This is a genomic window from Aeromonas sp. 603757 (assembly GCF_049171255.1).
GTDB lineage: Bacteria > Pseudomonadota > Gammaproteobacteria > Enterobacterales > Aeromonadaceae > Aeromonas > Aeromonas veronii_A.
This window is the reverse complement of record NZ_JAAKOE010000029.1, coordinates 1-17415: the sequence shown is the minus strand read 5'-3', so window position 1 is coordinate 17415 and position 17415 is coordinate 1. Positions and strand designations below refer to the sequence as shown.

The following is a 17415-nucleotide window of genomic DNA, read 5'->3' as shown; positions in this document are numbered from 1 at the left end:
GACCCGTACCAATAACAAAGCCCGGCAATCTGCCGGGCTTACTATTTTGTGTGCCCTGTTTTCCGGCGAATGAAGTTACAACTTGCGCCCCAGCCGCTTCTCAATCTGGCGCCGCTCCCACTCCGGGCCAAACAGTTTGAAAGGCTCGAATATCCGAATGGCATGGGACGCCAGTCCCAATCCCCACCCCAGTGCCGGCCACCAGGCCCAGATATACCCCGGGTTGCTCAGATAGTTGATGACAAACAACCCGCCAATCACCAGCAGATAGCTGGCGACATGGTGATAGAAGCCCTTGAGCCCCTCCACATACTTCATGGCAGCTTGCTCCTCTGCTGAAACCTGCAATGCATCCTTCCCCATAGTGTCACTCCCTCTCATCTCATGCTCCTGTTGCCGTGTGCCGTCCAGTTGCGCCACATCGAGCTCAAAGACAGCGGCCAGGGCCTTGAGGGATTCCAGTCCGGGTTGCTGACCCTGCTCGATCCGCTGGATAGTGCGGACACTCAAACCAGTCAACGTTGCCAACTGATCCTGAGACCAACCCCGTTGCAATCTCAACTTCCTGACGATCATCTCGAACTCCTTGTGGTAATTGACAGGGCCAGCATAGGGCTTGCGCCGCGAAAGGTGACACGACAGATGGACGACATCAACCTGACAACTCTTTAAAATCAATTAGTTGAATAAACATAAAGAGATATAAGGTCAAGCTCTGGCACACAGGCAGATGTGCCAGGATGTGTAATCACAGGCTCTGCATCAGCTCGGCGGCAATTTCAAAGGAGCGCAGTCGGGCCTGATGATCGACGATGGGGCCATTGAACATCAGCTCATCGGCACGGGTTTCCGCCAGCAGCGCCTTGAGGCCATGACGAACCTGCTCTGGGTTGCCCACTAGCGAGCGGGCCAAGGTCTGCTCCATCGCCATCAGCTCACGGGGAGACCACTCATCGCCAAGCTGGACGACCGGCGCGGGCAGCTTGCCCGCATCACCGCGATGGAGGCGCAAGAACTGCTGCTGCACGGTAGTGAACTGGAAGCGGGCCTCCCGCTCGCTGTCGGCGGCAATCATGTTGATGCAGACCACCGCATGGGGCTTGGGCCAGCGAGCGGAGGGGCGATACTGGCTACGGTAGATCTCCAGCGCTTCCAGCAACATGGCAGGGGCGAAATGGGAGGCAAACCCGAACGGCAAGCCCATCGCCGCTGCAAGTTGCGCGCTGTAAAGGCTGGAGCCCAGCAGCCAGATGGGCAGATGCAGCCCCTGACCTGGCACCGCCTGCACCGTGCCAATCTCGTCGCCAAAGTAGCTCATTAGCTCGCGCACATCGGCCGGGAAATCATCCACCTCACTGCTGCGTTGGCGCCTGAGCGCCCGCATGGTGCGCTGATCGGTCCCGGGGGCGCGGCCAAGGCCCAAATCGATGCGATCCGGATAAAGCGAAGCCAAGGTGCCAAACTGCTCGGCAATCACCAGTGGCGAGTGGTTCGGCAGCATGATGCCACCCGCCCCAATCCGCAAAGTGGTGGTGGCCTCGGCCAGATGACCGATCAACACCGAGGTGGCGGCACTGGCAATGCCCGGCATGTTGTGGTGTTCGGCCAGCCAGTAGCGCTGGTAACCCCAGCCCTCGGCATGGCGGGCAAGATCCCGCGAACGGCGAAATGACTCGGCAGGCACGGAACCTTCGGCAACAGGCACCAAATCGAGCACGGAATAGGGGATGGCAGACATGGGTCACTCCATTGATTTACAGACCAGTAACAAGTGGGGCAATGTAGCACGGGATACCTGAATGAATCACTATCTCCTGCCAAGCTCTGCCTGGCAGTGGGCAACCATGGAAAAGCACAGATATCAGGCCATTATTGTCATTTCTGTTATCGTATTGACACACTGCTGACAGATCGTCTCCGCAAGCATCACTGTGACAAGGAAATGTCCATGATCACTGCCAGATCCGGGCGCAAGCCCTTCTACGTTCACATTGCCACCCTATTTACCCTGCTGTTCAGTGTGCTGGGCATGCTGCTGATTCTGCTGCAGTTCCAGCAGGGTTCTCGCCAGATGCTGGAACATGAGCGCCACAACTTCAAACAGTACCGGGAACAGCTGGCCCTCGCTCTGCAACTGAACGAGCAGCCAGCCCGCATGTCCCTCAGCCTGCTAGCCAGCAGCCGACTGGCCGACATGAGCGATCTGGCAAGCCGACTGGAGTATCTGCCGCAGCTGGCAGAGATCCTGGCCAATCGCGACAGCTATGGTGCCGTCTACATCGGCTATGAGAGTGGCGATTTCTTTCTGGTACGAAAACTCACGGAACGGGCCCGGGCCACGTTGCAGGCAGTGCCTGAAGGCAGCCAGTTGCTGGTTCAGAGCCTGAGTAGCGGGCGGGGAGAGTTCCTCTATTTTGACGAGCAGCTGCAACTTTTGGCACGGCGAGCCATGGCGGATTATCGATTCGATCCCCGCAGCCGCGACTGGTACCGGCTGGCTCGCGGTTCATCAAAGATTGTCGCCACCACCCCCTATCTCTTTTTTACCACCAGGGAGCCGGGCATGACGATGGCTGTCACCAGCCATAGCCAACGCGCCGTGATAGGGCTGGATGCCGGTGTCGAGGGGCTCTCGGCCTTGATTGGCGAGCTGCAGTTGCCGCTCCAAAGCCAGGTAGTGTTGTTCGATCGCTCCGCGACACTGCTGGCGGCCGACCCTGTACATCTGCCAGCCTATGATCAGCTGACCCGGCTGCCAGCGATCACGGCTCTGGGCGGCCCAGTCATGGCCGAGCTGAAAACTAGGCTAGAGAGGACGCCTGTGCTGCTGGATGGTTCTCCCCGGGAGCTGACCCTGACCACAGGGGAAAAACAAGAGTGGCTGGTCAATATCTCCCCCCTCGGCAAGGACACTCCTTTTTACATCGCCCTGCTGGTCTCGGCAGATCTGCTTTATCAGCAGGCACGCAACGAAGCGCTGGTCAATGTGGCATGGGCGCTGGGCAGCCTGCTGTTGTTGCTGCCAGTGATCTGGCTGGTCTCCCGCCGTACCGCTACCCCGCTGCTGGCCCTGACCCGTGAGGCTGAGCGGATCCAGCGTTTCGACTTTGGCGAGGGTCAGGTTCCTGAATCAGCCATCCGGGAAATAGATGACCTTGCGCGCACCATGTCCGGCATGCGCCAAACCCTCGGCAACTTCATGAACATGGGTAGAGCACTGGCTGCAGAGCACCGCGTCGACTCCCTGCTAAGCCGCATCCTGCATGAAACCATCGCCGCGGTACAGGCAAAAGGGGGATGCCTCTACCTGGCCCAACAGCAAAAGATGCAGCCGGTCCAGGCCCGCTGGCAGCAAACCGAACTGCCCCTAGGGCAGGTTCCCTGGCCACAACCATTGCTATCCGGCCTGGCCACTTCCCAGCGCATCTCCCTCAGCCTGGATGAGGCGGCCTGGAGGCAACACCTGGACAGTTGGGGTTCCTTTCCCGGCCTATGCCAGCTGGTAGCTGAGCCGCTCTGCAACCATCGTCAGGAGCTGATCGGCTACCTCCTGCTGATCCTGCCACACTGCAGCGAACAGGAGCTGGCATCGCGCATCAGCCTGATCGAGGCGCTGGCGGGCACTTCGGCCTCCGCCATCGAGAACCAGCGCCTGCTGGAGGAGCAAAAACAGCTGCTCGAATCCTTTATCGAGCTGATGGCCGGCGCCATCGACGCCAAGAGCCCCTACACCGGCGGCCACTGCCAACGTGTGCCCGAGCTGACCAAGATGCTGACCGAGGCAGCCTGCGCCCAGCGACAGGGCCCCTTTGCCGATTTCAGTCTCAACGAGGAGGAGTGGGAAGCCATCCATATCGCCAGCTGGCTACATGACTGTGGCAAGGTGACCACCCCGGAGTTCGTGGTCGACAAGGCTACCAAACTGGAGACCCTCTACGACCGGATCCACGAGATCCGCACCCGTTTTGAAGTACTCAAGCGGGATGTCTATATCGAGTGCCTCGCAGCCCGCCTGTCATCAGAAATCAGAAGTGCCTGCCGGGAAGAAGCAGCCCCGCGCTGGGCCGAACTGGATCAGGAGTTTGCCTTCATCGCCGAGTGCAATCTGGGCGGCGAGTGGATGGCCCCCGAGAAGATTGAACGGCTCGACGCCATCGCCAGCCGCACCTGGCTGCGCACCCTGGACGATCGACTCGGCATCAGCCGGGAGGAGCTCAAGCTGCGTCAGAAAGAACCGTCTCCCGAGTTGCCCTGCCTCGAGCCACTGCTGGCCGACAAGTGCTGGCACCTTGTGCCTCGTCCGGATGGAGATCGGTTCGACGAGCACAATCCCTGGGGCTTCAAGGTCAAGGTACCGCACCATCTCTACAACCGGGGGGAGAGATACAACCTTGCCATCAGCAGGGGAACCCTCACCGAGGAGGAGCGCTACAAGATCAACGAGCACATCATCCAGACCATACGCATGCTGGAGCACCTCCCCTTCCCCCGTCATCTGCGCTGCGTGCCAGAGATTGCCGGCGGTCATCACGAGCGGATGGATGGCAAGGGTTACCCACGCCAGCTGACCGGAGCACAGATGAGCGTACCAGCCCGCATCATGGCTATCGCCGATATTTTCGAGGCGCTGACCGCCAGTGATCGCCCCTACAAATCTGGCAAGACGATCTCCCAGGCTCTTGCCATCATGCAGAACATGGTGCGTGAACAGCATATCGACTCGGATCTGTTCGCCCTGTTTGTCAGCAGCGGCATCTGGCGCGATTACGCTAGGCGCTTCCTCGAGAGCGCCCAACTGGATCAGGTGGACGAAACCGCACTGCTGGCCGCACTGGCCTAGGCTGGGTCATATTTTCTTACATTTGCGGGCTGGCCTGAGCGCCCCGGGCTGGTTATAACGGTGCCCCTATAGCGAAGGGGGAGCAATAGACTCCCCCTCACTCTTTGTCACACCACACTGTTCAGGTTATCTATGTCAAAACATCTCGTTCTGCTGGGCGCGCTGACGCTCTCCGGCTGCTCCCTGTTGTCTCCCCCAGCCCCCACCGTCACCCCGGTGCACCTTGCCGATACCAGCCAGCGCGGCTTCTACATCGAATGCAGCAGCATGAAAGCCTGCTTCCAGCAGGCCAACCAGACCTGCCCACAAGGTTACAAGGAGACCGATCGCCGCCAGCAGACGCTATACAGTACCCAGTATCTGGGAGGCAGCTACGACGAAGACAAGAAGGTCTACAAGGCGGCCAAGCCCTATAGCATCGCCAACACAGTCCACTCCCTGACAATTCAGTGTCCCGTCACTAGAGGCTGAGCCAGCCTAAGGGCGATGCTCTCCCCTTACCGCGGAAAAGAAAACGGTCAACCCAGGTTGACCGTTTTTCACTATGGCGTAGCCCTTAGAACAGCAGATGCGCTACACCGGCAATTACCGGCAAGGTAACCAGGGTGCGCATCAGGAAGATCACAAACAACTCCCACAGTTTGACCGGGATCTTGCTGCCAAGCAGCAGGGCCCCCACTTCCGACATATAGATAAGCTGGGTTACCGACATGGCGGCAATGACGAAGCGGGTCATCTCGCTATCGATGGTCGAGGCCAGCACCGCTGGAATAAACATATCGGCAAAACCGACCATGATGGTCTTGGATGCCGCTTCCGCCTCCGGCAGTTGCAGCAGTTCCAGCAAGGGGACGAAGGGAGCGCCAAGCCAGTTGAAGATAGGGGTATGTTCGGCCAGCATCAGGGCACAGGTACCGATCGCCATCACCACCGGCAGCACGCCAAACACCATATCCAGTGCATTCTTCACCCCTTCCCGCGCGACGGCGCCGAGATCTGTCATGCTGTCAGCCTTGATCAGGGCACGCTCGAAACCATAGCTCATCACGCTGTGCTGATGGGGCACCGCCTCCTGCTTGCGACACAGGGGAGCACCATCGATATAGATATCCTTCTTCCAGCAGAGCGGCGGCAGACGTGGCACCACGATAGCGGCAACCACTCCAGCCAGACAGACGGTCAGGTAGAAGGGGACGAACATGTGCTCCAGCTTCACCTGAGAGATCACCACCAGACAGAAGGTGATGGAGACAGCAGAGAAAGTGGTGCCAATCACCGCGGCTTCACGCTGGGTATAGAACTTCCCTTCGTACTGCTTGCTGGTCAGCAGGATGCCGACGCTGCCATCGCCAAGCCAGGAGGCAAAACAGTCCACTGCGGAGCGGCCCGGCAACCGGAAGACAGGACGCATTATGCGGGTCATCATGGTGCCGACAAATTCCAGCAGCCCGAAATCGAGCAGCAACGGCAGCAGCAGGCCGGCAAAAATGAAGACTGAAAACAGCACCGGCAGCAGATCGTTGAGCACCAGTCCACCGGTTGCACCTGAGTAAAGCACCTCAGGCCCTACCTGGAAGAAGGTCAGCAGCACGAAAATACCGCCCAATACCCGCACGCAGGCCCAGAAAGGGGAGACATTGAACAAGCTGTTGAGGAAAGGACGACGCACCAGAATCGCTGGCTTGAACAACCAGGCAATCACCGTCATCAGCATGGTGGTGGTGATCACCGCACTGACCATGGCGACCAGATAATCGGCAAAAACGCGCTGCACCAGCTTGGCCAGCACGGCCACCGGGATGGTGACGTTACCGTCATAGACGACCGGCGTCATGAACAACAGGATCCCGATAAGTGACGGAACCAGAAACATCAACAAGTTACGGCGAGTATTGACCGCAGGTGCTTCGAGACTCTTTTCCAACATGATAAAACTGCCCTAATGTTACTTTTCCCTAGCCCGGCCAACCTGCGTATTCATGCATTAACCGGCAAAACGGGCGCAAGAATACTCTAAAAAAATGCACAAACAAGCCCTTAAAGCAGAAATCTGCGCATAAATATTTCCACAGGCAAACCTTCCATTAAAACAATAAGATACAGCTGCGCATATCGATTCAATCGACATTCCCAGATGATTGTTTCGTTATTGTTAATTTTGGTGGGCAGTATAATCGGTTATCAGTGGCAGGCAATAAGTGACATCACAAATATATCTAATGAGTTGCTGCTCGATAGACATAAAAAAACCGGAGCCTGTTCAGGCTCCGGTTTTCAATGAGAGTGACGGGGATCAGTCACGGACGTAGATGACTTCAACGCCATCATCTTCGTCGTCATCCCAATCGTCATCATCAAGCCCTTCATCGAAGGCAAGAGAGGCAGCCAGTGCTTCCGCTTCAGCCTTGGCCAGCTGGTTCTTGTGGTAGTCATCCCACTTGAACTCCACCTTCTCGATGGCGTCTTTGGCATCTTCCGCCAGCTGACGGGGCATGGTATCCAGCAGATCCAGAATGTCGTAGCAGACCTTCTTGGTGCCTTCCTTGCTGATGGCAGTGATGGCATAGACCGGACCTTCGTGGTTCAGGGCCGCCTTGACGCGATCCATCACCTCCTGGGCTTCTTCTTCCAGGATCAGGTCCATCTTGTTAAACACCAACCAGCGCGGCTTGCCAGCCAGTTCCGGGCTGTACTTCTCCAGCTCACGCACGATGGTCACGGCATTTTCAGCCGGATCGGAGCCATCAATGGGGCAAATATCCACCAGATGGATCAACACGCGGCAGCGTTCGAGGTGCTTGAGGAAACGGATACCAAGACCTGCGCCTTCGGCTGCCCCCTCAATCAGGCCCGGAATATCGGCGATCACGAAGGAGCGGGAGTTCTCACCACGCACCACACCGAGGTTCGGCACCAGGGTGGTAAAGGGATAATCAGCGACTTTCGGGCGGGCGGCAGAAACAGCGCGAATAAAGGTAGATTTACCGGCGTTGGGCAGACCCAGCATACCGACGTCAGCCAGCAACAGCAGCTCCAGCTTCAGGGTACGCACTTCGCCCGGGGTGCCGTTGCTCTTCTGGCGTGGAGCCCGGTTGACCGAACTCTTGAAGCGGGTATTGCCCAAACCGTGGAAACCGCCCTTGGCAACCAGCAACTTCTGCTCGTGGTGAGTCAAGTCGCCCAGCAACTCGCCGGTATCGTCATCGGTTGCACGGGTACCGACCGGCACGCGCAGGATCTTGTCCTTGCCACGACGACCGGTACAGTTGGCACTCTGGCCATTCTCGCCACGCTCGGCAGCATGGAAACGCTCAAAACGGTAGTCGATCAGGGTGTTGAGGTTCTCATCGGCAACCAGATAGACGTCACCACCGTCACCACCGTCACCACCATCCGGACCACCGTTGGGAATATATTTTTCACGGCGAAAACTTACACAACCGTTACCACCGTCACCGGCATCGACTCGAATCTGGACTTCATCAACAAACTTCATAGGTAACCGTCACCTTAATTCGAAAAACCGATACGCAATTATAGTGGTACAGACCCCTGCGGGCGATACGCATCTTGCCTCTCCGGGCAATCTCGGTACCCGGGTCATCTGCGTTCCGTTTTTTCGTCATTATTTCGGAAAAACAAAAGCCCCGCCTGTTGGCGGGGCTTCGGATCCTTGCGGTCCGTAATTACTCAGCAACGATGCTAACGTACTTACGATTCAGCGGACCTTTAACTTCGAACTGCACCTTGCCGTTCGCGGTAGCGAACAGGGTGTGGTCCTTGCCCAGACCAACGTTCTCACCAGCGTGGAACTTGGTACCGCGCTGACGAACGATGATGCTGCCAGCCAGAACTGTTTCGCCGCCGAAACGCTTCACGCCCAGGCGTTTAGCTTCAGAATCGCGACCGTTGCGGGATGAACCGCCAGCTTTTTTGTGTGCCATCTATCGGACTCCTCTAATTAAGCGCTGATGCCAGTGATTTTGACTTCAGTGAACCACTGACGGTGGCCCGCTTGCTTACGGTGGTGCTTACGACGACGGAACTTGACGATAGTCACTTTCTCGCCACGGCCGTGAGCCACAACTTCAGCTACAACCTTGCCACCTTCAACGAAAGGAGCACCTACTTTAAAAGTGTCGCCTGCAGCAACCATCAGCACTTCGTTGAAGTCGATGGTAGCGCCAGTCTCAACGTTCAGCTTTTCCAGACGAACGATTTGACCTTCGGCCACACGGTGTTGTTTTCCGCCGCTTTGGAATACCGCGTACATTTGATTAACTCCGTAAAGGCATGTCTTTTGCTCAAGGCTAGACATGCGCAAAAACCTATAACAATGGGCGGGCATTCTACGCAAATCGATCTGCTCAGGCAAGGCCAATTTAGCAAAAAGTTTATTTTGTGCGCATATCTGCCGCCGTGGATAAACGCCTAACTGTAACCCATTGTGAAATCGTGTAGAATCCCTGCCATTACTAAAATCGCAGTTATTGCTGCTGTCACGTTACGAGACTTATGGACCAACAGACTATCCGTGCGCTCTGTGCCGCCGACATGACGGCGGTCAATGAACTGATCCTGGCCCGACTCCAGTCCGACGTTAGTCTGATCAATCAGCTGGGTTTCTACATTGTCAGCGCCGGCGGGAAACGGATGCGCCCCATGCTGACCGTGATGGCTGCGCGTGCGCTGGGCTATGAAGGTGAGGATCACCTGAAACTGGCCGCCATCATCGAATTCATTCACACCTCTACCCTGCTGCACGACGACGTGGTCGACGAATCCGACCTGCGCCGCGGCCGGGAAACTGCCAACGCCATGTTTGGCAATGCTGCCAGCGTGCTGGTCGGTGACTACCTCTATAGCCGCTCCTTCCAGATGATGGCCGAACTCTCCAACCTGCGGGTGATGGAGATCCTCTCGGATGCAACCAACACCATCGCCGAAGGGGAAGTGTTGCAGCTGATGAACTGCAACGACCCGGATACCACCGAAGAGAGCTACATGACGGTCATCTACTGCAAGACCGCCAAGCTGTTCGAGGCCGCTACCCGACTCGCCGCCGTGCTGACCCATCAGCCCGAGCCCGTCGAACAGGCCATGACCGATTACGGCAAGTATCTGGGCACCGCGTTCCAGATCATTGATGACGTGATGGACTACTGCTCCCAGAGCGAAGAGATGGGCAAGAACGTCGGCGACGATCTGGCCGAAGGCAAACCAACCCTGCCGCTGCTGCGTGCCATGGATGTGGGCACGCCGGAAGAACGCCAGCTGGTGCGCGATGCCATCGAGCATCGCAACGGTATGGAACATCTTGAGCAGATCCTCGGGATTCTCGACCGTACCGGCGCGCTGGAGTACTCCCGCATGCGGGCCCGGGAAGAGGCCGACAAGGCCATTGCCGCCCTCGCCATCCTGCCGGACTCCCCGCACAAGCACGCGCTGGAAACACTGGCCCACATGGCGGTGCAGCGCAGTGCCTGAGTAAACGACATGCATGAAAAAGAGGCCTTCGGCCTCTTTTTTATTGTCTGCTATCTGCTGGACAGTGCATTGCGCCAGACTCAGCGACTCAGCATCCAGAGGATCACGCTACCCGCAACCACTAACGAGCCGCCGATACGGCGCAACTGCTCCGGTGGCTGATCGCTCAGCAGCCGTAACATCTGCTGCCATGCCCTGGGCATCAACAACGGGCCGAGCCCTTCAAACAGCAACAGCAGACCCAGCCCCGTCAGTATGGATGTCATCATTCTGCCCCTCTCCCGTCAAAAACCATTGATCCCGTTTGTTTGGCAGACAAATAAAAGGGCCTGACAAAGCAGGCCCCTGGCAAAACAACTCCCGACACTTACTGCTTGGTGCCTTCAGGAGACTTGAAGTAACGGAAAAACTCGCTATCCGGCTTGAGCACCATCAGGTCGTTGCCACCGGCGAAGCTCTTGCGATAGGCCTCCATACTGCGCACGAAGCTGAAAAACTCGGGGTCTTTCTTGTAGCTGTCGGCATAGATTTTAGCGGCTTCCGCATCCCCTTCACCACGCAGTTGACGAGCGTTACTCTCTGCATCAGCGATCATCACGGTCACTTTGCGATCGATATCGGCCCGTAGGATCTCGGCCTGCTCACGCCCCTGGGAGCGATGCTCACGGGCCACGGCAGTACGCTCGGCCCGCATCCGCTGGTAAATGGAGTTGGACACTTCCACCGGCAGGTTGATCTGCTTGATCCGCACATCCACCACCTTGATGCCGAGCTCGGAGGAGCGCGCCATCTTCATCAGAGCATCTTCCATCACGGTACTGCGTTCACCGGAGACGATATCCTTGATAGTACGATTACCAATCTCGGAGCGCAGACCGTTGTTGATCTTGCGCTTGAGCAGATCCTCGGCCTGCAACTTGTTACCACCACCGGTTGCCAGGTAGTACTTGGAGAAGTCCTCGATCTTCCATTTCACATAGGAATCGATGATCAGGTCTTTCTTCTCGGAGGTGACAAAACGGTCAGCCTGGCTGTCGATGGTCTGGATCCGTGCATCCATTTTGCGAACCTGGTCGATGAGCGGCACCTTGAAGTGCAGGCCCGGTTCATAGAGACGGGGCTCACCGGAATCAATCCGCTTCACCTTGCCGAACTGCACCACAATCCCCTTCTGGCCTTCATCAACGATAAAGACAGAAGAGAAGCAGACCATGGCCGCGACAGCGATTACACCAATAGCTAGCTTTTTCATCTATCAGTTTCTCCCTGAGCTGAAGCGGTCACCGCTACGCAGCGGCGTCGGAGTGGAGTTGGCGCCCTCGTTGGAAGCTGGCGTGGACTCGATGGTCGGCGCAGCAGCTGTACGCCCCTGCTGGACGCTCGCCTGCTTGCCAGCCAACTTGTCGAGCGGCAGATAGATCATGCTGTTGTTGCCAGCCGGCATGTCGACCACCACTTTATTGGCCTGCTGATAGAGCTCTTCCATGGTCTCCAGGTAGATACGATTGCGTGTCAGATCGGGCGCAGCTTGATACTGGGGCAGCAGCTCGTTGAAGCGGGCCACTTCACCCTGGGCTTTCAGCACAATCTGGGACTTGTAGGCTTCCGCTTCCTGCTCCAGACGCTTGACCTGACCACGGGCCTTCGGCTCGACTTCACGGGCATAGGCTTCGGCCTCGCGGATGAAGCGTTGCTCATCTTCCTGAGCGGCAATGGCGTCATCAAACGCATCCTTCACCTCTTCCGGCGGACGAGCCGGCAAGAAGTTGACGTCGACGATCTGCAGACCCATCTGGTAAGGCTCGATGATGCCATCAATCACCTGCCAGGTCTCCTGACGCACCTTCTCACGACCGGTGGTCAGCACGTCGTCCATCTTGGTGTGGCCCACAACATAACGCAGGGCACTGTCGGTGGCCTGACTCAGGCTCTCGTCAGCATTCGTTACGCTAAACAGATACTGCTCGGGGTTGACCACACGGTACTGCACGTCCATCTCGACCCGCACCACGTTTTCATCCTGAGTCAGCATGAAACCGGAAGCAGGCAGCGAGCGCACGGACTCGACATCCACCGGGATCACCTTGTCGATAAAGGTGGGATTCCAGCGCAGACCCGGCTCGACAATATGGGAAAACTTGCCAAACCGCAGCACTGCACCACGTTCCGCTTCACGAATGGTGTAGAAGCCGCTGACGACCCACACCACCACAGCCACAACCAGCGCGATGGAGATACCAAAGCGACCTACATCGCCGCCAGATTTGCCGCCACCAAACAAGCCACCGAAACGGCGGCTCACTTTGCGCAGCATTTCATCCAGATCAGGGGGTCCCTGATTCTTGCCGTTATTCCCCCAAGGGTCACGGTCTTTGCCGTTGTTACCAGGCTCATTCCAAGCCATCAGCGTCTCCATTAATACATGCGGATGGATATCATCTCTATCGGGCCATCATACGTTGAGAAGCCCCTAAGGGTTCACTTCATCGACGAATCAATGCCTGATAAAGCGTTGTAAACTCTCACCTTCCTGCTTTACGAGGCGGTTCCAGTCGGCCACTTGCAAGCGGACTTCCAGCACGAAATCTCCCTCCTCGCTAAAGCCTTCCTGCTCAATGCCCTTCAACTGATAAAGCGCACTGCGCAATCTTGCTGCCGAGGGTGGCAACTGCAGGGTGTGGTGCACCATGGAGCCGGCCAGCAGTTCAGTCAGCGCCGTAAACAGATGCTCACAACCTTCACCAGTCTGAGCCGACAGCCAGACGCGCACTGGGCGCCCCTCGTCATCTCGCTCCAGACCAGCAGGACGATCCGCCAGCTTGTCGATCTTGTTGCAGATCATCAGCTGAGGCCTGTCGTCAGCTTCAATTTCGGCCAGCACCTGCTGCACGGAGTCGATATTCTCCTGCATCTGCTCATCGGCACAGTCCACCACATGCAGCAGCAGATCCGCTTCGCGGGTCTCCTGCAGGGTCGCTTTGAAGGCCGCGACCAGATCATGGGGCAAGTGTCGAATAAATCCAACTGTATCCGCCAAAATCACATCACCCACATCCCGGATCACCAGTTTACGCAGGGTGGGATCCAGAGTTGCGAACAATTGGTCGGCAGCATACACGCTGGCAGCTGTAAGTTGGTTGAACAAAGTGGACTTTCCGGCGTTGGTGTAACCAACCAGTGACACCGTCGGCACTTCGTTGCGGTTGCGGGCGCGGCGTCCCTGCTCCCGCTGCTTGGCCACCTTGTCGAGCCGACGCAAAATCGCCTTGATGCGTTCCCGCAGCAGACGTCGGTCAGTTTCAAGTTGGGTTTCACCCGGGCCACGCAGACCGATCCCGCCCTTTTGACGCTCAAGGTGGGTCCAGCCTCGCACCAGGCGAGTGGAAAGGTGGCGTAACTGGGCCAGTTCGACCTGCAGTTTACCTTCATGGGTTCGGGCGCGCTGGGCGAAGATGTCGAGGATCAGACCGGTTCTGTCCACCACCCGGCACTGGAACAGACGTTCCAGATTTCGTTCCTGGGCAGGAGTCAGGGCATGGTTGAAGATCACCACATCCGCATCCAGCATCTGGACCTGGGACGCGATCTCTTCAGCCTTGCCGCTGCCGACAAAAAATTTGGCACTGGGCGCACTACGACTGGTGGTGATGACCGCCAGCGCATTTACACCGGCAGAACTCACCAACATCTTGAGCTCTTCCAGATCCTCCCGCTCACCCTCATCACTGAAGTTGACATGCACCAGAACGGCCTGTTCGCCAGCTTCATAACGGTCAAACAAGCGCTTGCTCCTTAACAGGAATCATGATGAATCTGAGTTGGCGAGTCGACTCGCCCAGGGATATCACGCCTCGGCATCACCCTGTTCATCAGCCGCGCCACCCGGAGTGGGCTGGTGATGATTGACGGCACGGGCCGGTACGACAGTCGAGATGGCGTGCTTGTAAACCATCTGGCTCACGGTGTTTTTCAGCAGGATAACAAACTGGTCAAAAGACTCGATCTGACCTTGCAGTTTGATGCCGTTCACCAAATAGATAGAAACAGGAATCCGCTCACGGCGCAGCGCATTCAAAAACGGGTCTTGGAGAGATTGCCCCTTAGCCATTTTTCTTTTCCTTATAGTTTGTTGTTTTTAAACACCGAATATCAATATAACAACCTGATTATACAGGGAGTGTCAAGCCGCACCAGCGCGAGCAAGCACGCGGTCGAGATTGCCAGACTCACCAGATTCCAACCAGGTCACATCGGGCCAGCCGCGCAACCAGGTCATCTGTCGTTTTGCCAATTGGCGTGTGGCAACAATGCCACGATAACGCATCTCATCATACCCCACTTCACCGCACAGGTAGTCCCACATTTGGCGATAACCCACACAGCGAATGGAGGGGAGATCCGGGTGCAGATCGCCGCGCGCCATCAGCGCACGAACCTCCTGTTCAAAGCCACCTTGCAGCATCTTGTCAAAGCGCTGTTCGATACGCTGATGCAGCACGGCACGATCGCTCGGGGCGATGGCAAACTGCTGCACTCGATAGGGCAAGCCCTCCCCCTGCACCTGCGTCAGCTCGGTAAGGGTCTTGCCGCTGATACGGTAGACCTCAAGCGCCCGGCTGAGCCGCTGCGGGTCATTGGGGTGGATCCGCGCCCCGGCCACCGGGTCGATGCGTACCAGCTCATCGTGCAGCGCCTGCCAACCGAGGCGGGCAGCCTCTTCCTCAATCCCAGCTCGAATGGCGGGATCGGCGGAGGGCAGCGGGGACAATCCCTCCAGCAACGCCTTGAAATAGAGCATGGTACCGCCCACCAGCAGCGGAATGCGGCCACGGTCGGCGATCTCTTTCATCTCCCGCAGGGCATCCTTGCAAAAATCGGCTGCCGAATAGCTCACAGCGGGATCAAGAATGTCTATCAGCCGGTGCGGAGCCCGCGCCAGTTCATCAGCGGTGGGCTTGGCCGTACCTATATCCATGCCGCGATAGATCAGCGCAGAATCGACGCTGATGATGTCGCAAGGCAATGCCTGGCAAAGTTCAATGGCGAGATCCGTCTTGCCGGAGGCCGTCGGCCCCATCAGAAAAATTGCGGTCGGCAAGTCACTCGCCATGTTCAAACTCCTCCAGCACGGTCGCCAGCGAAAGCGGGCGCACCATACGCATGTCACCAAGCTGGTCACTGAAATCGGTCACAAGTTCCGTCAGCAGACGACTGGCAGTTGAAAAATCGTATATCTTCTCGCGGCTTATCCCCTGCTCCACCAGCCATTGGCATAATACTTCAGCCTGCTGACCAGCATCACTGTCAGATCCGCCCTCGATAATTTGCAGCAATTCGGGTAACAGCCGCACCAGATCGGTCTGGCGCAGCAGAGCCGGCACCCGAGTCAGGATCATGGTGTCGCGCCCCCCGCTTTTCAACTCCAGCCCCATCCGTTTCAGCAAACGTTCCTGCTCGGTCACCAGCGCGATCAAATTCTTCGGCAGCTTGAAGGAGACCGGCAGCAACAGCGGCTGGGCCGCCAGCCCCTGGCCCCAGGTCTCCAGCAACCAGTGACGCAGCAGCACCCGCTCGGCACGCACCAGCGAGAGCAGCGCCAGCTGATTATCCCGCTCGATCAACAGGTAGGCCTGCTCCACCAGTGTCAGGGCGCGACATCCCCCCTGTTTGAGTGGCGGCACGGTGGCCGCGGACTGCTCAGGTGCAGTCTCAGCCACCGTTGCAATAGGCAACGTAGTGAGCAGCGCCCCCATGCCGCGCATCGCCTCCCGGCTTGGCGGCTCGGGCGGTTGATAATTGCTGGCTCGGCCAGCCCCACCGCTCCCCTCCCGCACCTGCGCAGGCGCCCGGTAGCTGTGCTCGGCACCGTACCACTCCGGACGGGGCGCCTGACCGGGGTATTCAATCTGCGGAGTGACCGGCAACTCGACCAGGGTTTCGGCCAGCGGCGCGTCCTGATGAGCGGCGCTGACTCCTTCGCGGCGCAGCGCAGTAAACAGCGCCTGAAAGATAAAGTCGTGGATCAGCCGCGCCTGATGGAAGCGCACCTCATGCTTGGCCGGATGAACGTTGACATCCACCTGACGGGGATCCAGCTCGATATAGAGCACATAAGCAGCGAAGCGATCGGGAGGCAGCAACTCGTCATAGGCCTGACGGATGGCGTGGTTGATGAGCTTGTCGCGCATCATCCGGCCGTTGACATAGGTGTATTGCAGGTCGTTCTGCGGTCTTGCCCCCTCCGGGGTCGCCAGCCAGCCCCACAACCGCACGTCGCTATGCTCGCTCTCCACCGCCAGCGCATGGTGCATGAAGGGGGTGCCGCAAACGGCGGCGAGACGTCGCTCCTGCTCCGGCACGGTATTGGCGGCCTTGTACTGGCGCACCACCTTGCCATTGTGGCGCAGGATCAGGGTGGCATCGAAGCGGGAGAGCGCGATGCGGCGCACCAGCTCGTCAATATGGGCAAACTCGGTCTTTTCGCTGCGCATGAATTTGCGCCGCGCGGGTGTATTAAAGAAGAGATCCACGACCTCCACCGTGGTGCCCACCGGATGGGCCGCAGGCTTGATGGTGACGCTCATCTCGCGCCCTTCCGCCTGGGCTTGCCAGGCTTCGGACTGCTCGGCGGTGCGGGAGGTGAAGGTGAGACGGGAGACAGAGCTGATGGAGGCGAGCGCCTCGCCACGAAAACCGAGGCTGTTGATCCCTTCCAGATCATCCAGCGTGGCCACCTTGGAGGTTGCATGACGCGACAGCGCAAGTACCAGCTCATCTTTGGCGACACCGCAGCCGTTGTCACGGATGCGGATCAGCTTGGCGCCCCCCTTGTCGATGTCGATCTCGACCCGGTCGGCCCCCGCATCCAGGCTGTTCTCCACCAGCTCTTTCACCACAGAAGAGGGCCGCTCCACCACCTCTCCGGCTGCAATCTGGTTGGCCAGAATGGGTGGCAAAATACGGATCGGCATCATTTACTCCTGAATTTCAATCTTGCGGATAGAGAGCCGTTCCACCACCTCTCCACCAACCGGAATCTGGTTGGCCAGGATAGGGGGCAATATACGGATCGGCATCACTTACTCCTG

At 57.9% G+C, this 17415-nt stretch carries 16 protein-coding genes; 3 read left to right on the top strand and 13 right to left on the bottom strand.

The window, feature by feature from the left end; translation table 11 throughout:
• Positions 1–75: 75 nt before the first annotated feature.
• Together G5332_RS19685 and G5332_RS19680 are read right to left on the bottom strand one after the other, a co-directional pair.
• Positions 76–576: a 2TM domain-containing protein gene (locus G5332_RS19685; protein WP_227341996.1), complete on the bottom strand. Its 501-nt coding sequence runs from the start codon at positions 574–576 to the stop codon at positions 76–78.
• Between the two features lie 172 nt (positions 577–748).
• Positions 749–1738 carry a luciferase-like monooxygenase gene (locus G5332_RS19680; RefSeq protein ID WP_227341995.1) on the bottom strand — a complete coding sequence of 330 codons (990 nt, stop codon included), beginning with the start codon at positions 1736–1738 and terminating at the stop codon, positions 749–751.
• Between the two features lie 210 nt (positions 1739–1948).
• Here G5332_RS19680 and G5332_RS19675 point away from each other — a divergent pair, with 210 nt between their 5' ends.
• Complete coding sequence (locus G5332_RS19675) at positions 1949–4840, top strand: HD domain-containing phosphohydrolase (protein ID WP_227341994.1); 2892 nt, start codon at positions 1949–1951, stop codon at positions 4838–4840.
• Between the two features lie 132 nt (positions 4841–4972).
• A complete protein-coding gene (locus G5332_RS19670) occupies positions 4973–5311 on the top strand; it encodes a hypothetical protein (RefSeq protein ID WP_005341051.1) in 339 nt (112 codons plus the stop codon).
• 85 nt (positions 5312–5396) lie between these two features.
• Here the strand turns inward: G5332_RS19670 and G5332_RS19665 are convergent, their stop codons facing one another.
• From G5332_RS19665 to rplU, 4 genes are all read right to left on the bottom strand, one after another.
• Positions 5397–6767: a YjiH family protein gene (locus G5332_RS19665; protein WP_227341993.1), complete on the bottom strand. Its 1371-nt coding sequence runs from the start codon at positions 6765–6767 to the stop codon at positions 5397–5399.
• Between the two features lie 366 nt (positions 6768–7133).
• Entirely contained in the window at positions 7134–8336 is a 1203-nt protein-coding gene (gene cgtA / locus G5332_RS19660) for an Obg family GTPase CgtA (protein ID WP_227341992.1), read from the bottom strand.
• 190 nt (positions 8337–8526) lie between these two features.
• Positions 8527–8784 (bottom strand): 50S ribosomal protein L27, encoded by a 258-nt coding sequence (rpmA, locus tag G5332_RS19655; protein WP_005304202.1) that lies wholly within the window; start codon positions 8782–8784, stop codon positions 8527–8529.
• Between the two features lie 17 nt (positions 8785–8801).
• The gene (rplU, locus tag G5332_RS19650) at positions 8802–9113 is read right to left on the bottom strand and encodes a 50S ribosomal protein L21 (protein ID WP_005304210.1); all 312 of its coding nucleotides are present in this window, start codon (positions 9111–9113) and stop codon (positions 8802–8804) included.
• Between the two features lie 242 nt (positions 9114–9355).
• On the opposite strand from rplU, the gene ispB reads away from it, so the two are divergent.
• Positions 9356–10327, top strand: coding sequence for an octaprenyl diphosphate synthase (gene ispB, locus G5332_RS19645; protein ID WP_216952927.1), 972 nt, complete (start codon positions 9356–9358; stop codon positions 10325–10327).
• Between the two features lie 80 nt (positions 10328–10407).
• On the opposite strand, the gene G5332_RS19640 is transcribed toward ispB, so the two are convergent.
• The 7 genes from G5332_RS19640 to mutL form a co-directional block, all read right to left on the bottom strand.
• Positions 10408–10596 (bottom strand): DUF2065 domain-containing protein, encoded by a 189-nt coding sequence (locus G5332_RS19640; protein WP_216952926.1) that lies wholly within the window; start codon positions 10594–10596, stop codon positions 10408–10410.
• Between the two features lie 98 nt (positions 10597–10694).
• Positions 10695–11579 (bottom strand): protease modulator HflC, encoded by an 885-nt coding sequence (gene hflC, locus G5332_RS19635; protein ID WP_216952925.1) that lies wholly within the window; start codon positions 11577–11579, stop codon positions 10695–10697.
• A gap of 3 nt (positions 11580–11582) precedes the next feature.
• Positions 11583–12731, bottom strand: coding sequence for an FtsH protease activity modulator HflK (gene hflK, locus G5332_RS19630; RefSeq protein WP_227341991.1), 1149 nt, complete (start codon positions 12729–12731; stop codon positions 11583–11585).
• Between the two features lie 90 nt (positions 12732–12821).
• Positions 12822–14108: a ribosome rescue GTPase HflX gene (gene hflX / locus G5332_RS19625; RefSeq protein WP_227341990.1), complete on the bottom strand. Its 1287-nt coding sequence runs from the start codon at positions 14106–14108 to the stop codon at positions 12822–12824.
• A 63-nt stretch (positions 14109–14171) separates the two neighbouring features.
• A complete protein-coding gene (gene hfq / locus G5332_RS19620; RefSeq protein ID WP_005339045.1) occupies positions 14172–14435 on the bottom strand; it encodes an RNA chaperone Hfq in 264 nt (87 codons plus the stop codon).
• A 72-nt stretch (positions 14436–14507) separates the two neighbouring features.
• Positions 14508–15437 (bottom strand): tRNA (adenosine(37)-N6)-dimethylallyltransferase MiaA, encoded by a 930-nt coding sequence (gene miaA, locus G5332_RS19615; protein ID WP_082182310.1) that lies wholly within the window; start codon positions 15435–15437, stop codon positions 14508–14510.
• Positions 15427–17298: a DNA mismatch repair endonuclease MutL gene (gene mutL / locus G5332_RS19610; RefSeq protein ID WP_227342989.1), complete on the bottom strand. Its 1872-nt coding sequence runs from the start codon at positions 17296–17298 to the stop codon at positions 15427–15429. The genes miaA and mutL overlap by 11 nt, the downstream gene beginning before the upstream one ends.
• Positions 17299–17415 lie beyond the last annotated feature (117 nt).

Excerpts from the sequence above, each read along its gene's own strand:
- G5332_RS19665 (WP_227341993.1), bottom strand. The coding sequence starts at position 6,767 with ATGTTGGAAAAGAGTCTCGAAGCACCTGCGGTCAATACTCGCCGTAAC.
- miaA (WP_082182310.1), bottom strand. The coding sequence starts at position 15,437 with ATGGCGAGTGACTTGCCGACCGCAATTTTTCTGATGGGGCCGACGGCC.
- rplU (WP_005304210.1), bottom strand. The coding sequence starts at position 9,113 with ATGTACGCGGTATTCCAAAGCGGCGGAAAACAACACCGTGTGGCCGAA.
- G5332_RS19670 (WP_005341051.1), top strand. The coding sequence starts at position 4,973 with ATGTCAAAACATCTCGTTCTGCTGGGCGCGCTGACGCTCTCCGGCTGC.
- mutL (WP_227342989.1), bottom strand. The coding sequence starts at position 17,298 with ATGCCGATCCGTATTTTGCCACCCATTCTGGCCAACCAGATTGCAGCC.
- hflC (WP_216952925.1), bottom strand. The coding sequence starts at position 11,579 with ATGAAAAAGCTAGCTATTGGTGTAATCGCTGTCGCGGCCATGGTCTGC.
- G5332_RS19675 (WP_227341994.1), top strand. The coding sequence starts at position 1,949 with ATGATCACTGCCAGATCCGGGCGCAAGCCCTTCTACGTTCACATTGCC.
- ispB (WP_216952927.1), top strand. The coding sequence starts at position 9,356 with ATGGACCAACAGACTATCCGTGCGCTCTGTGCCGCCGACATGACGGCG.
- hfq (WP_005339045.1), bottom strand. The coding sequence starts at position 14,435 with ATGGCTAAGGGGCAATCTCTCCAAGACCCGTTTTTGAATGCGCTGCGC.
- G5332_RS19680 (WP_227341995.1), bottom strand. The coding sequence starts at position 1,738 with ATGTCTGCCATCCCCTATTCCGTGCTCGATTTGGTGCCTGTTGCCGAA.
- rpmA (WP_005304202.1), bottom strand. The coding sequence starts at position 8,784 with ATGGCACACAAAAAAGCTGGCGGTTCATCCCGCAACGGTCGCGATTCT.
- G5332_RS19685 (WP_227341996.1), bottom strand. The coding sequence starts at position 576 with ATGATCGTCAGGAAGTTGAGATTGCAACGGGGTTGGTCTCAGGATCAG.
- G5332_RS19640 (WP_216952926.1), bottom strand. The coding sequence starts at position 10,596 with ATGATGACATCCATACTGACGGGGCTGGGTCTGCTGTTGCTGTTTGAA.
- cgtA (WP_227341992.1), bottom strand. The coding sequence starts at position 8,336 with ATGAAGTTTGTTGATGAAGTCCAGATTCGAGTCGATGCCGGTGACGGT.
- hflK (WP_227341991.1), bottom strand. The coding sequence starts at position 12,731 with ATGGCTTGGAATGAGCCTGGTAACAACGGCAAAGACCGTGACCCTTGG.